Source organism: Bradyrhizobium sp. CCBAU 11430, from assembly GCF_028128855.1.
Taxonomy (GTDB): domain Bacteria; phylum Pseudomonadota; class Alphaproteobacteria; order Rhizobiales; family Xanthobacteraceae; genus Bradyrhizobium; species Bradyrhizobium ottawaense.
This window is the reverse complement of the sequence record NZ_LBJV01000057.1, coordinates 102,868-117,089: the sequence shown is the minus strand read 5'-3', so window position 1 is coordinate 117,089 and position 14,222 is coordinate 102,868. Positions and strand designations below refer to the sequence as shown.

The following is a 14,222-nucleotide window of genomic DNA, read 5'->3' as shown; positions in this document are numbered from 1 at the left end:
GCGGGGCATCTGTCGCGTGATCAGAGTTTTGCGAATGTCCCAGGCAGGCCCGATCCTGTTTGTGTCCAATGCCGAGCGGCCGCCCTTCATTGCGGCGCTGGACGAGGCCCGGCTCTTTCCCGTCGTCGACACCGACTGGGCCAGCGCAGCGCGCGCGGTCGAGCAGGTCCAGCCGGCCGCGGTTCTCGCCCAGATGTCCGGCGGTCATGAGCCGCATATCGCGCCGCTCGCCAAGAAGATCGCCGACCAGTCGCTCTACCTTCCTTTCGTGGCCCTCGATGCTGCAGGCACGCTGCCCCACAACGCCCTGCCGTTCTCCTCGCGCGGCGGCAATTCCGACCGCCTGATCGCGCGCCTTCGCGCCGCTCTGCGCGTGCGCACCCTGCATGCCACGGTGCTGCGCCGGCTGCCGGAAGTGAAGGTCGCGCTGCCGCAAGGCGATCCCGCCCGCGATGCCACCGTGCTCCTGATCGGCCGCGGCTCGGCCTATCCCGCGCTCTCCGTCGCGCTCGGCGAACGTGCCGGCGTCGTCGGCGCGCTCTCGATCGAGGCCGCCGCGAAACATCTCAACACCCGTGACCTCGACGGCGTCGTGCTCGCCGAAGGTTTTACCGCGCGCGTCACCGACGCCTTTCTAACGGTGCTCGCCGAGGACTCCCGCTTCCGCAGCCTGCCCGTCGTCGTCACCGCGCACCAGCTGACACAGACCTACGATCTGCCCAATCTCGAGCTGATCCCGGGCGAGCCGGCGAACGTCGCGGCCAATGCGCTGCCCCTGATCCGCCAGCATGCGATGGAAGCACAATTGAGCCGCACGCTCCGCTCGATCGATGCCGGCGGCTGGCTCGATCCGCGCAGCGGCCTGCTCACGGTTGAAGCCTTCGCCCGCGATTTTGCCAAGGCGGTCGAGCAGACGCTCGCCCGCGGCGGTGGTTTGTCGGTCGCGCGGTTCGCCTTCGACCCCGGCAATTCCCGCGCCCAGCTCGATGCCGCCCGGATCCTCAGCCGCCTGATGCGGCAGATGGATTTCGGCGCGGCGCAGAAGGACGGCTCGGTCATCGTCGTGTTCGCGGAGACCGACTTCCGCACCGCCCACATGATCGCCCGCCGCCTCTCGGCGGTGATGCGGCACACCTCCAACGGCAAGCACGAGATGCGCAGCGAGCCCGTGGTCAGCGTGGATTCGCTGTCGCCCTCGGATACGGCAAGGTCGCTGCTGGGGCGGCTGTCGGCGGATGCGTCGCGGGCGGCATCGTAGCATCCGCCGGCACGGCTCGATCGCTCAAACCATCATGAGCTTGATCTGGCCGTCCTCGACGGTCCCCATCGCGAGAGCGTCGCGCGCCATCTTCTCGACGGCCGGCCAGTTCGCCAGAAGGTATCTCTGCGCCTGCGCCTTGGTCGGGAAATTTGTTTGAAGAATACAGCTCTGCCGCGTGTTCCCGTTCGCGATCTGGAAGGACACCGCCTGAGGGCCCTCCCGAAGCTCTTGCTCGGTGGGCTGGGGAAGCTTGCGCATGCTGCTCCTTCTCGCGGCTTAGCGAACCGGTAAGGCGACCCCGGAGGCTGGATCGGCGCGAGCCGTCCCGGCCGCGATCTTCCTGGCTTTCAATCTTCGCTCTGACTCGAGGCTCGGTTGCGTATTGCGGACCGCTTCGGTCAGCATCAGGCGGAGCTCTGCCTTGGTCTTGGGTGCTTGTCGTGTGGTCGACTTCTGCCAATTGGTCATGAAGTCTATATGGGTATTTTCGCGCGAAACGCCACCATTCGCATTCGCGATCAGGCGGTAACCGGTGCAAAAAACCCGCGGCCGGTGAACCGTCGCGGGTCAAGAGATCCGAAGCTCTGCCAGTACATCCGTGGTCAAAGCAACGTCATGTCGATTGCGACAGCCTATGCGGCGCGCAGATCTTCAGCAGCAGACTTGCCGGTCCGGCGGTCTGCAACGATTTCGAATGAAACCTTCTGCCCTTCGTTGAGGGTATTCATGCCGGCGCGTTCAACGGCGCTGATATGAACGAACACATCCTGGCTGCCCTGGTCGGGCTGAATGAATCCGAAACCCTTTTGGCTGTTAAACCACTTCACAGTTCCCGTCGTCATGGGGTCGTCCTTTACGATAGATAAGCGTTTGGCCACGCTCAAAAGCGCGGTCGATGTCGTCGAGATCTGGAGGGAGGGTCGTCAGTCAGGCGCGCTTGAAAGCGGCGAGGCCAAGTCGTTCGGCCGAAACTCGATGATTTGGATATAGATACTGCTCGGTCATTCCGCAAGTGACCATACGTCATTGTCTTCGGATCCAGAGGCCGCGCAACGATTCAAGCCGCATCGCCTCTGCAGATATCACAGCGCCTCACGCCGCCTTCTTGCTTTCCGCGAGCTGCGCCAGCTGGCGCATGATCTCCGTCGTCCCAACGAGGCGCTCTTCCGGCGTCTCCCAATCCTGCAGGAACACCACCTTCATGTCGGGCCGCACCTTGGCGGCCTGGCCGTAGCTGCGGATGAAGCTCACCAGACGATCGGGATGGGCGAAGGAATTGTCGCGGAAGGCGATGACGGCGCCCTTCGGGCCGGCATCGATCTTGCCGACATTGGCGCGGCGGCAGAACGCCTTGATCGCGGCGACCTTGAAGAGGTAGCGCACCTCGTCCGGCAGCACGCCGAAGCGATCGCGCATCTCGGCGCCAAAATTCTCGATCTCCTCCTCGGTGTCGAGATCGGCGAGCCGCCGGTACAGCGACAGCCGCACCGAGAGATCGCCGACATAATCCTCCGGAATGAGCACGGGCATGCCGATGGTGATCGACGGCGACCAGCGGTCGGCGGCGGGCTCGGAGACGCCGGCCTTGAGGTTGACGATCGCCTCCTCCAGCATCGACTGATAGAGCTCGAAGCCGACCTCCTTGATGTGGCCGGACTGCTCCTCGCCGAGCAGATTGCCGGCGCCGCGGATGTCGAGGTCGTGCGAGGCGAGCTGGAAGCCTGCGCCCAGCGTCTCCAGCGATTGCAGCACCGTGAGCCGGCGCTCGGCCTGCGCGGTGATCTTCTGCTGCGCCGGCAGCGTGAACAGCGCATACGCACGCAGCTTGGAGCGGCCGACGCGGCCGCGCAGCTGATAGAGCTGGGCGAGGCCGAACATGTCGGCGCGGTGCACGATCAGCGTGTTGGCGTTGGGGATGTCGAGGCCGGACTCGACGATCGTGGTCGACAGCAGGATGTCGAACTTGCCGTCGTAGAACGCGGTCATGATGTCTTCGATCACAGCAGGCGGCATCTGCCCGTGCGCGACCGCGACCTTCATCTCCGGCACGTTCTTGTCGAGGAAATCCTTGACCTCGGCGAGGTCGTCGATGCGCGGCACCACGTAGAACGCCTGCCCGCCGCGATAACGCTCGCGCAGCAGCGCCTCGCGGATCATCAGCGGATCATGCGGAGCGACGAAGGTGCGCACCGCGAGGCGATCGACCGGGGGCGATGCGATGATCGAGAGCTCGCGAACCCCGGTCAGCGCCAGCTGCAGCGTGCGCGGAATCGGGGTTGCCGACAGCGTCAGCACGTGCACCTCGGAGCGCAGCGCCTTCAGCCGCTCCTTGTGGGTCACGCCAAAATGCTGCTCCTCGTCGACGATGACGAGGCCGAGGTCGCGGAACTTGATGGCCTTGCCGAGCAGTGCATGAGTGCCGACGACGATGTCGACCGAACCGTCGGCGATGCCCTTCTTGACCAAATTGAGCTCCTTGGTCGCGACCAGGCGCGAGGCCTGCGCCACGTTGACCGGAAAGCCCTTGAAGCGCTCGGTGAAGGTCTTCGCGTGCTGGCGCGCGAGCAGCGTGGTCGGCACCACCACGGCGACCTGCTTGCCTTCGAGCGCGACGGCAAAGGCCGCGCGCAACGCCACCTCGGTCTTGCCGAAGCCGACGTCGCCGCAGATCAGCCGGTCCATGGGACGGCCGAGTTCGAGATCCTTCAGCGTGGATTCGATCGCCCCTAGCTGGTCCTCAGTCTCGTCATACGGGAAGCGCGCGCAGAACTCGTCGTACAGGCCCGGTTGCACCGGCAGCTTGGGCGCCTCGTGCAAATGGCGCGCGGCGGCGATCTTGATCAATTCGCCCGCGATCTCGCGGATGCGGTTCTTGAGTTTTGCTTTTCGGGTCTGCCAGCCGCCGCCGCCGAGGCGATCGAGCTCGACCGTGGTCTGGTCGGAGCCGTAGCGCGACAGCAGCTCGATGTTCTCGACCGGCAGGAACAGCTTTGTCTCGGCGGCATAATGCAGCTCGAGACAGTCGTGCGGCGCGCCGGCGACGTCGAGGGTCTGGAGGCCGACGAAGCGGCCGATGCCGTGGTCGACGTGGACGACGATGTCGCCCGCGGCAAGGCTCGTGATCTCCGAGATGAAATTGTCGAGCTTGCGGCTGGCCTTGCGCGGCCGCACCAGGCGATCGCCAAGGATGTCCTGCTCGCTGATGAGCGCGATCTCATCGGTCTCGAAACCGCTTTCGAGGCCGAGCACGGCCAGCATGGTCTCGTTGCGCGGGGTGGCCTGCACCGTCCGCCAGCTGTTGACGCTGGTGGTGTGGGCCAGCTTGTGGTCGCGCAGCATCGAATTCATGCGGTCGCGTGAGCCCTCGCTCCAGAGCGCGATCACGACCTTCTTGCGCTGGGCGTGCAGCGCCATGACGTGGCTGACGACGGACTCGAACACGTTGACCGTGTTGTCGTTGCGCTCCGGCGCGAAATCGCGGCCCTTGCGGGCACCGGCGTCGATGACACTGGTCCCGTCGGCAGGAACCGAGAACTGCGTCAACCGCAGCAGCGGCATGTCGCTCTCGCGCCTGGTCCATTCCTCGCTGGTCAGATAGAGCCGGTCCGGCGGCAGCGGCTTGTAGATGGCGCCGCCGGCGGGATGCTCCATGGCATCGCGGCGGGCCTCGTAATAGTCCTGGATCTGCTTGAATCGCTCGCGGACGGCGTCCTCGGCCTGCGGCTCGATCGCGATGGGCGCGCCTTGCAGATAATCGAACAGCGTGTCCATCCGGTCCTGGAACAGCGGCAGCCAGTGCTCCATGCCGGGATGGCGGCGGCCTTCGCTGACGGCTTCATACAGCGCATCGTCGCGCTCGGGCGCGCCGAACTCGGCGACATAGCCCATGCGGAAACGGCGGATGGTGTCGGTGACGAGCTGGAATTCCGAGATCGGCACGAGGTCGAGCGAGCGCATGTCGAGCAGCGTGCGCTGGGTCTCGGCGTCGAAGGAGCGGATCGATTCCAGGCTGTCGCCGAAGAAGTCGAAGCGCACCGGCTGCTCGAGGCCGGCCGGAAACAGATCGAGGATGCCGCCGCGCACGGCATATTCACCGGGCTCACGCACGGTCGAGGAACGGTTGTAACCGTTGTGCTCGAGCCAGGCGACGATGGTGTCCATCGGCACGACGTTGCCGGGTGCCACCGACAGCGCCTGCGCCGCGACGAGTTCACGCGCCGGCACGCGCTGCACGATCGCATTCACCGTGGTCAGCACGATCAGCGGCTTGTCGCTGCCGGTGAGCGAGGCCAGCCGCGCCAGCGTGGTCAGGCGTTGTGCCAAAATGCCGCCATGCGGCGAGACGCGGTCATAGGGCTGGCAGTCCCAGGCCGGGAACTGGAGCACCGGCAGATCGGGCGCGAAGAACTGCAGCGCGCGTTCGAGCTGCTGCATGCGCGGACCGTCGCGGCAGACCACGGCAAGGCTGACGGCCGGCTTCTTCGGCCGCGCCGCGATGGCGCGGGCGAGATCGGAGACGACCAGGCCTTCGGCGCCTTCCGCGACATTGGCAAGCGTCAGCACACGGCCGGGCGCAAGCAGCTCGGCCGGAGATTTCATTCCCTGCTTCATGCGTCGCGGTCCGCGATCGGATAGGCCTTGATGCGGGCAAACAGCGCGCCGGTGACATCAGCCGGCAGCACCTTGTCGCCGGTGATGGCGGCATAGAGATCGGGATCGTTGACCTCGAGCAAGGTCTCGAGCTCGGTCAGCTCGGCGTCCGACAGATTGCCGATCTCGGCATCCGCAAAGCGGCCGAGGATCAGGTCCATCTCGCGCGTGCCGCGGTGCCAGCAGCGGAACAAAAGCCGCTTGCGGCGGTCGTCCAGCCCGCTGCTCGATCGTGTCGTTCCCGTCATGTCTCAAATCCAGTCAAACGCAGAAAGCCCGGACGTGCCGGGCGGGGCTGATATAGCCATTCGGGGTGGCCGTGTCAGCCCTCGATTTGGCAAGCCTGCCGCCCGGGTGCGGCCGCGAAAAAAGCCGTGGATGCCCGGCATAAAGCCGGGCATGACGGGCCGAAACGATCCTAGATTCGCATCCATGCGCCCCAGCCTGCTCAATCCGCTGTTTGCTCCCGTGACCAGCCTGCCCGGCGTCGGTCCGAAGCAGGACAAGCTGCTGCAATATTTGCTCAGCCGCAGCGAGACGCCGCGGCTGGTCGACCTGCTGCTGCATCTGCCGAGCCAGGTCATCGACCGCCGCGCCCGGCCGAAGATCCGCGACGCCGCGGTCGGAACCATGGTGACGCTGGAGGTCACCGTCGACCGCCACCGCCCGCCTCCACCGCGCAACGCGCGCGCACCCTATCTCGTCTATGCCAGCGACGACACCGGCGACGTCGTGCTGACCTTCTTCCGCGCCAAGCCCGGCTATGTCGAAAAACTGCTGCCAATGGGGGAGAAGCGCTACGTCTCCGGCACGCTGCAGATGTACGACGGCATCCCGCAAATGGTGCATCCCGACCGCGTGCTGGACGAGGAGGCGATCGCAAAGCTCTCCGGCATCGACCCGGTCTATCCGCTGACGGAGGGCCTCGCGCTCGGCTCACTCCGCCGCGCGATCGCGCAGGCGCTGCAGAAGCTGCCGGCTTTGCCGGAGTGGATCAGCCCGGAGGTGATGCGCCGCTGCAATCTTCCTGCGATCACCGAGGCGCTCAACCGTGTGCACCAGCCGGTCGAGCTCACGGACATCCTGCCCGATCAGCCGTTCTGGTCGCGACTCGCCTTTGACGAGCTCCTGGCCGGCCAGCTCGCGCTCGCCTTGATCCGCGCGCAATTGCGCCGGCCCGCCGGCGTGCGCAATTCCGGTGACGGGCACTTGCGCAACAAGATCATCGACGCCCTGCCCTATGCATTGACGCTGTCCCAGCGTGACGCGGCCGCGGCGATCGCCAGCGATCTGCAACAGCCCGTGCGCATGTTGCGCCTGCTCCAGGGCGACGTCGGCTCCGGCAAGACCGTGGTCGCGCTGCTCGCGGCCGCGGCCGTCACGGAGGTCGGCAAGCAGGCCGCGCTGATGGCACCGACCGAAATCCTGGCGCGCCAGCACATCAAGACCATCGCCCCGCTCGCCGAGCGCGCCGGCATGCGGGTTGCGATCCTCACCGGCCGCGAAAAGGGCAAGGAGCGGCGTGAGATCATCGCGCAGCTCGAAGCCGGCGAGATCGACCTCCTGGTCGGCACCCATGCGCTGATCCAGGACGATGTGATCTTCCACGATCTTGCCCTCGCGATCGTCGACGAGCAGCACCGCTTTGGCGTGCGCGAACGGCTCGCGCTGACGTCCAAGGGCGAGGCCGTCGACGTGCTGGTGCTGAGCGCGACGCCGATCCCGCGCACGCTGGTGCTGACCTATTTCGGCGACATGGACATTTCCGAGCTGCGCGAAAAGCCCGCCGGCCGCCAGCCGATCGAAACCCGCACCATCTCGAGCAGCCGCCTCGCCGAGGTCACTGATAGCATCGGCCGCGCGCTGCAGGCGGGCAAGCTGGTCTACTGGATCTGCCCGCTGGTCGAGGAATCCGAGGCCGAAGGCACCGAGCACCTCACCAACGCGACCAAACGTTTCGAAGGCCTGCAGAAGCGGTTCGGCGAGCGCGTCGGCCTCGTCCACGGGCAGATGAAGGGCGCCGAGAAGGACCGCGTGATGGGCCAGTTCGCCGCCCACGAGATCGGCCTTCTGGTCGCGACCACCGTGGTCGAGGTCGGCGTCGATGTGCCGGCGGCGACCATCATGGTGATCGAGAACGCCGAACGGTTCGGCCTCGCCCAGCTGCACCAGCTGCGCGGCCGGATCGGACGCGGCTCGGAGGCCTCGACCTGCCTGCTGCTCTACTCCGAGCCGCTCGGCGAGATGTCGAAGGCGCGGCTGAAGGTGATCCGGGAGACCACCGACGGCTTTCGTATCGCCGAGGAGGATCTGAAGCTGCGCGGCGAAGGCGACGTGCTTGGCGTGCGCCAGAGCGGCCTGCCCGGCTACCGCATCGCGCGCTCGGAGGTCCACGGCCAGCTCATCACCCAGGCGCGCGACGAGGCACTGCGCATCCTCAAGGACGATCCAAAGCTGAAGGGCGAGCGTGGCGAGGCGCTGCGGTGCCTGCTGTATCTGTATGAGCGCGACGAGGCGATCCCGCTGATCGGCGCGGGCTGAGGGCTTCCGCAAAGATCGTCGCAAAGGGACTCGCGGAGACTCCCCCTCGTGTGGAGAGAGACCTTTACATCTGAAGCAAACCGGCTCGCGGGAGCGACTAGGCTTTCTTCTGTGTGATCCCCGCAGCGAACGCCTTCATCAGCGCGGCATCCGCCGCCTCACCATTTGCATCCTCGGCGAGATGCTCGAACCATCTCGCAAAGCCCTCATAGATCTGGCTGGCCGGATGATCCGGGCCGAGGAATCCGGAAATCTCCCGCATCTCCGCGACCCAGCGATACGCTTTCGGGATCATGTCCGGCAGCGCGACCTCGAGCCGCGCCAGGATCGCGGGCTGGCTCAGCGCCAGTTCGTCACGCAACGCGTCCGCAGCGCCCGCTTTCGTCGCCGCGACCACCATCGCCGAGCCGATGCCGGCGAGGCCCTTGACGATGCCGGCATAGGACATTTTCAAAGCCGACGCGGCGCCGACCGGGCCCTCGACGATGCGCACGTCGAGGCCGAAATCCTTCAGCACCGCGACCTCCTTGGCGTATTCGCCGGACATGTAGAAGGCCGGGCTCTTGCCGCCGGGCTGCGGCGGAAAGCCGATGATGCCGCCATCGACGAACGGCGCCTGCGCCGAGCCGATGATCTCCTCGATCCTTTGCACCGTGTCGACGTTGACCGCATTGCAATCGACGACGACCGGCTTCTTCTCGCGCCTGACGATCAGCGCGGCCAGCCGCTCAGCCACCGCGACGGCTTCGCCCGGCGGCACGATCGAGAGGATGATGTCGGCGCTCGCAATTTGATTGTCATCGGCGCCGACCATGCCGGCATCCGCCGCGCGTTTCCGCGTCGCCTCGCTCCGCCCTTCCAAAGACGTCAGCACGCGCGCGCCGTGCTCACTGAGGCGGCGGGCGACGGCGCTGCCCATGGCGCCGGGCGCGAGGATCGCAATGGTCTTGGACATCATGTACTCCGGATCGAATTCCGAGCGAGGCGCTCAGGTGAACCGGAGGATATCAGAGGATGCGAACGCGCGCGTGACTGCGGCCATCCCGCAAGGGAATGGCCCTACTCCACCTTCGCAGGCTCGGGCCGAAGCGCCGAGGCGTTGGCGATGCGCGCGGCATTCGCCATGCCCGCGAGCGCGGCGGCCTTTTTCGGATCGGGTGCCGAGCCCGGCTGCACCACGCCGGCCGACATGATCAAGGTCGCGGCGTCTTCGGTGCTCATGTCGACTTCGACGATCTTGCTCTTGGGCACGTAGAAGAAGAATCCGGTGGTCGGGTTCGGCGAGCACGGCAGGAACACGGAGACATGCTCCTCCTGCCCCGGCAGGCTGCGCGCGACCTCTTCATTCGGCGATTGCGAGATCAGCACGATCGACCACATGCCTGGCGAGGGAAACTCGACCAGCCCGACTTTGCGGAAGCTCGAGCCCTTGCCCGAGAACAGCGTCTCGAACACCTGCTTCAGGCCGCGATAGATGGCGCGCACGGCCGGGATCCGGCCGAGGAAGGTCTCGCCGACATCGACCAGCGTCCGGCCGATCAGGTTGGCGGCGAGGAATCCGACCAGCGTCAGCGTGAAAAATGCGACGACCAATCCCCAGCCGGGAATGACGTACGGCAAATAGGTTTCGGGCCGGTAGGCCAGCGGCACGAACGGCCGCACCACGCCGTCGACCCAGGTCACGAACCACCAGACCAGATACAGGGTGATGGCGATTGGGCCCGTCACCACGAGGCCAGTCAGAAAATAGTTGCGGAAGCGGCCCATCAGGCCGGTATGCGGTTCCGGGAGGGGATCAAGAGGCGCAGGCGCGTCGTCGCGGGGGGTCATTCGGGTTCCAGGTCGGTCGCAGCACACAAGCTAGGGTCTTCTAGCAGGTTTTGGAAGTCCGCGACCGACTGATATCCCTTCTGCCTATTCCACGGTCACCGATTTCGCGAGGTTGCGAGGCTGGTCGACGTCGGTCCCCATGACGACAGCCGTGTGATAGGCGAGCAGCTGCACGGGAACGGCATAGACCATCGGGGTGAAGGCCGCCGCCATGTCGGGCATGACGATGGTGACGAGGGACTCCACGGTCGCCTCTTCCGCACCCTTCGCGTCCGTCATCAGGATGATGTTGCCGCCGCGCGCGGCGACCTCCTGCATGTTGGAGACCGTCTTTTCGAACACCCGGTCGTAAGGCGCGATGACGACGACAGGCATCGTCTCGTCGATCAGCGCGATCGGCCCGTGCTTGAGCTCGCCGGCAGCATACCCCTCGGCGTGGATGTAGGAGATCTCCTTCAGCTTCAGCGCGCCTTCGAGCGCAAGCGGGAAGCTGGTGCCGCGGCCGAGATAGAGCACGTCGCGCGACTTGGCGATCCTGTGCGCGAGCTTTTCGATCTGCAGCTCGGTGGTGAGCGCATCCGCCATCCGGCGCGGGACCTCGACGAGGCCATGGACCAGCTTGGTCTCATCCTCGTCGGACAATTCGCCGCGCGCCTTGCCGGCCGCGATCGCGAGGTTTGCGAGCACCATGAGCTGACAGGTGAAGGCCTTGGTCGAGGCGACGCCGATCTCGGGGCCCGCGAGCGTCTGCAGCACGGTCTCGCTCTCGCGCGCGATCGTCGAGGTCGGCACGTTGACGACGGCGACCGTATGCACGCCCTCGGCCTTGGCATAGCGCAGTGCCGCAAGCGTGTCGGCGGTCTCGCCCGACTGCGAGATGAAGATGGCGAGATCGCCCTTGCGCAAGGGCGCCTCGCGGTAGCGGAATTCGGAGGCGACATCGACCTCGACCGGCACGCGCGCAAAGCGCTCGAACCAGTATTTTGCGACGTAGCCGGCATAGCTCGCGGTGCCGCAGGCCGTGATGTTGATGCGCTGGATGTTCTTGAAGTCGAAGGGGAGCTTGACCGGCAGCGCGACGCGCTCGGTCGCCATGTCGACGTATCGCGCCAGCGTGTGGCCGACCACTTCCGGCTGCTCGTGGATCTCCTTCGCCATGAAGTGGCGATAGTTCGCCTTGTCGACGAGCGAAGTCGAGGCGGCATGCTTGATCTTGTCGCGCTGGACGGCATTGCCGTCCTTGTCGAAAATCGACGCGCTCTTGCGCGTCAACACGACCCAGTCGCCATCTTCGAGATAGCTGATCGTGTCGGTGAACGGGCCGAGCGCGATGGCGTCCGAGCCGAGATACATCTCGCCGTCGCCATAGCCGATCGCCAGCGGCGGCCCGTTGCGGGCGCCGATCATCAGGTCGCCGTCGCCGGCGAAGATGAAGCCGAGCGCGAAGGCGCCGCGGAGTCGCCCCAGCGCCAGCTTGACGGCTTCGACCGGCTTGTTGCCGCGCGTGAGCAAATCGTCGACCAGGTGCAGCACGATCTCGGTGTCGGTCTCGGTGTGGAACACCGTGCCCTTCTTCTCGAGCTCCTCGCGCAGCTCGCGGAAATTCTCGATGATGCCGTTGTGGACCACGGCGACGCGCTCGGTCGCGTGCGGATGGGCGTTGTTGACGGTGGGCTTGCCGTGGGTGGCCCAGCGGGTATGGCCGATGCCGGTGGTGCCCTGGAGCGGCTCGGCTTCCAGCCGCTTCTCCAGGTTCTTCAGCTTGCCCTCGGCGCGACGGCGCTCGATGTGCTTGCCTTCGAGCGTGGCGACGCCCGCCGAGTCATAGCCGCGATATTCAAGACGTTTGAGCGAATCCACCAGCTGCTCTGCAACCGGCTCGCGCCCGAGAATGCCGACAATCCCGCACATGCGGATCACTATCCCCCAAATCGTCGAAAAATCGCCTAAACGACGCGCCCGGTTTTTAGCGAAAATCCCAGGGAACCATATACTCAATAATTATTGCGGATTGAGACAGCATGGACCGCAACCTGAGCTTCGCCTGCGTCGAATTGGCCGGCCTTAGACAGCGCACGTTAACTTGTTGTCAATATGTTTGACCAACGATTCCGGTGCAGGAGAGCAAAGCCATGAAAGGCTCGTCCGACCGCAAAGGTCTGTCATCGATGTACTTGCGTGCCAGCGAGACCACGGGCACGCATTTGGCGCATTGGCCGCCGCCCCAGCGCGGCAAGGAAAGCAAGCCGGTCTTCCTGAAGCACGCTGAAGGCGAGCCGGCCAAACGCGCCAAGCCGCGCGGCTGGCGCCTGACCCGCGCGATCTTCTCCGAATTCGCCGACGACGAATAGCGCCTACGGACGAAGACCCTCATGGTGAGGAGCGCAAAGCGCGTCTCGAGCCATGAAGCCCCCGCATCTCGCCCGCGGCCCTCCTTCGAGACGCCCGCTTCCAGCGGGCCCTCAGGATGAGGGCGGCGTGTGCTGCGACACAACAGAATAGTGCCTATTTCTCCGGTTTCTTGCCGCCCGTCTTCAGCTCGCGATAGCGCGCAGCGCCGCCTTCGCGGATGGTCTGCTGGTTGCGCTCCAGTGCCATCGCATCGTCAGGCACGTCGCGGGTGATCACCGAGCCCGAGCCGATATAGGCGCCATTGCCGATTTTGACCGGGGCGACCAGCGAGGAATTGGTGCCGACGAAGGCGCCCTGCCCGATGATTGTCTTGTGTTTCTTGAAGCCATCGTAGTTGCAGGTGATGGTGCCGGCGCCGATGTTGGAATTGACGCCGACGGTGGCGTCACCGATGTAGGAGAGATGATTGACCTTGACGCCGGCCTCCAGTGTCGCCGCCTTGGTCTCCACGAAATTGCCGATGCGCGCGCCGTCGCCGAGCGAGGTGCCGGGCCTCAAGCGCGCATAGGGGCCGATCGAAACGTTCTTGCCGAGCGTGGTCTGCACGATGTGCGAGAACGAGTGGATCACGGTGCCGTCGGCAATTGACACGCCGGGGCCGATCACCACGAAAGGCTCGATCGTCACGTCCTTGCCGAACAATGTGTCGGCGGACAGATAAACGGTCTCGGGCGCGATCAGCGTGACGCCGGCCTCCATCGCCGCTTTCCGCAAGCGCGCCTGCATCACGGCTTCGGCTTCCGCAAGCTGCGCCTTGGTGTTGATGCCGCGCACTTCATCCTCGCTGGTCTCGATCACCACGGACTCCCATCCCTGCTTGCGGACGATTTCGACCGCGTCGGTCAGATAATACTCGCCCTTTGAATTCGCATTGCCGATTTGCCCGAGGATTTCGAGCGCCCGGCGACCGTCGATCGCCATCACGCCGGCATTGCACAGATCGATCTTGCGCTCCTCTGCGCTGGCATCGGCCTGCTCGCGGATCGCGACCAGACGTTCGCCCTCGACGATGAAGCGGCCATAGCCGGTGGGATCGGCGGCGCGAAAGCCGAGCGCGGCGATCGCGGCGCCGCTGGCGAGCGGCGCGCGCAGCCGTGCAAAGGTCTCGGCCGAGATCAGCGGCGTATCGCCGAAGGCAACAAGGAGATCGTCCACGCCGCGCCCGATCGCCTCGCGCGCCGCCAGCACCGCATGCGCGGTGCCGAGCCGCTCGGCCTGCACGAAGGTGAGCGCGTCGGGGCGGATGCGCTTTGCCTCATCCGCGACGGCCTGGTGATCGGGGCCAATCACGACCGCGAGCGAGGTGCCGGTTCCCTGGGGTGCCGCGGCGAGCACGTGAGCGAGCAAGGTCTGGTGGGCTACCGGATGCAGCACTTTCGGCAGGCTCGATCGCATGCGCGTGCCTTCGCCGGCGGCGAGCACGATCGTGAGGCTGGAACGGGCGGTCATCGAAATCCTGTCAGATACGGCCGAATCAATTGGCGCGACGGGCGGGCAACCACCCTCAAAAGCTCTTGCCTTGCTACCC

The 14,222-nt window shown here is 65.7% G+C and carries 11 protein-coding genes; 3 read left to right on the top strand and 8 right to left on the bottom strand.

Annotated elements, in window-relative coordinates; genetic code table 11:
- The first annotated feature begins 34 nt into the window (after positions 1-34).
- Positions 35-1,258, top strand: a complete 1,224-nt coding sequence (locus XI04_RS18075; protein WP_152102925.1) for a GGDEF domain-containing protein — start codon at positions 35-37, stop codon at positions 1,256-1,258.
- 24 nt (positions 1,259-1,282) lie between these two features.
- Here the strand turns inward: XI04_RS18075 and XI04_RS18070 are convergent, their stop codons facing one another.
- The 4 genes from XI04_RS18070 to XI04_RS18055 all read right to left on the bottom strand — a co-directional run bounded on the left by XI04_RS18070 (position 1,283) and on the right by XI04_RS18055 (position 6,159).
- Positions 1,283-1,519 carry a hypothetical protein gene (locus tag XI04_RS18070; protein WP_038949101.1) on the bottom strand — a complete coding sequence of 79 codons (237 nt, stop codon included), beginning with the start codon at positions 1,517-1,519 and terminating at the stop codon, positions 1,283-1,285.
- A 374-nt stretch (positions 1,520-1,893) separates the two neighbouring features.
- Complete coding sequence (locus XI04_RS18065; RefSeq protein ID WP_028144554.1) at positions 1,894-2,103, bottom strand: cold-shock protein; 210 nt, start codon at positions 2,101-2,103, stop codon at positions 1,894-1,896.
- A 250-nt stretch (positions 2,104-2,353) separates the two neighbouring features.
- Positions 2,354-5,872 carry a transcription-repair coupling factor gene (gene mfd / locus XI04_RS18060; RefSeq protein ID WP_152102924.1) on the bottom strand — a complete coding sequence of 1,173 codons (3,519 nt, stop codon included), beginning with the start codon at positions 5,870-5,872 and terminating at the stop codon, positions 2,354-2,356.
- Positions 5,869-6,159, bottom strand: a complete 291-nt coding sequence (locus XI04_RS18055; protein ID WP_028144552.1) for an FAD assembly factor SdhE — start codon at positions 6,157-6,159, stop codon at positions 5,869-5,871. The genes mfd and XI04_RS18055 overlap by 4 nt, the downstream gene beginning before the upstream one ends.
- Positions 6,160-6,343: 184 nt before the next feature.
- Here XI04_RS18055 and recG point away from each other — a divergent pair, with 184 nt between their 5' ends.
- Entirely contained in the window at positions 6,344-8,452 is a 2,109-nt protein-coding gene (gene recG / locus XI04_RS18050; RefSeq protein ID WP_271610118.1) for an ATP-dependent DNA helicase RecG, read from the top strand.
- Between the two features lie 97 nt (positions 8,453-8,549).
- On the opposite strand, the gene XI04_RS18045 is transcribed toward recG, so the two are convergent.
- From XI04_RS18045 to glmS, 3 genes are all read right to left on the bottom strand, one after another.
- Positions 8,550-9,407, bottom strand: coding sequence for an NAD(P)-dependent oxidoreductase (locus tag XI04_RS18045; protein ID WP_271610128.1), 858 nt, complete (start codon positions 9,405-9,407; stop codon positions 8,550-8,552).
- Positions 9,408-9,511: 104 nt separating this feature from the next.
- On the bottom strand, positions 9,512-10,282 hold the full coding sequence (locus XI04_RS18040; RefSeq protein WP_028144549.1) for a DUF502 domain-containing protein: 771 nt from the start codon (positions 10,280-10,282) through the stop codon (positions 9,512-9,514).
- 84 nt (positions 10,283-10,366) lie between these two features.
- Positions 10,367-12,193, bottom strand: coding sequence for a glutamine--fructose-6-phosphate transaminase (isomerizing) (gene glmS / locus XI04_RS18035; RefSeq protein ID WP_271610117.1), 1,827 nt, complete (start codon positions 12,191-12,193; stop codon positions 10,367-10,369).
- 221 nt (positions 12,194-12,414) lie between these two features.
- Between glmS and XI04_RS18030 the strand changes: the two genes are divergently transcribed.
- Entirely contained in the window at positions 12,415-12,633 is a 219-nt protein-coding gene (locus XI04_RS18030) for a hypothetical protein (RefSeq protein WP_038970382.1), read from the top strand.
- A 154-nt stretch (positions 12,634-12,787) separates the two neighbouring features.
- On the opposite strand, the gene glmU is transcribed toward XI04_RS18030, so the two are convergent.
- The gene (gene glmU / locus XI04_RS18025) at positions 12,788-14,143 is read right to left on the bottom strand and encodes a bifunctional UDP-N-acetylglucosamine diphosphorylase/glucosamine-1-phosphate N-acetyltransferase GlmU (protein ID WP_271610116.1); all 1,356 of its coding nucleotides are present in this window, start codon (positions 14,141-14,143) and stop codon (positions 12,788-12,790) included.
- Positions 14,144-14,222 lie beyond the last annotated feature (79 nt).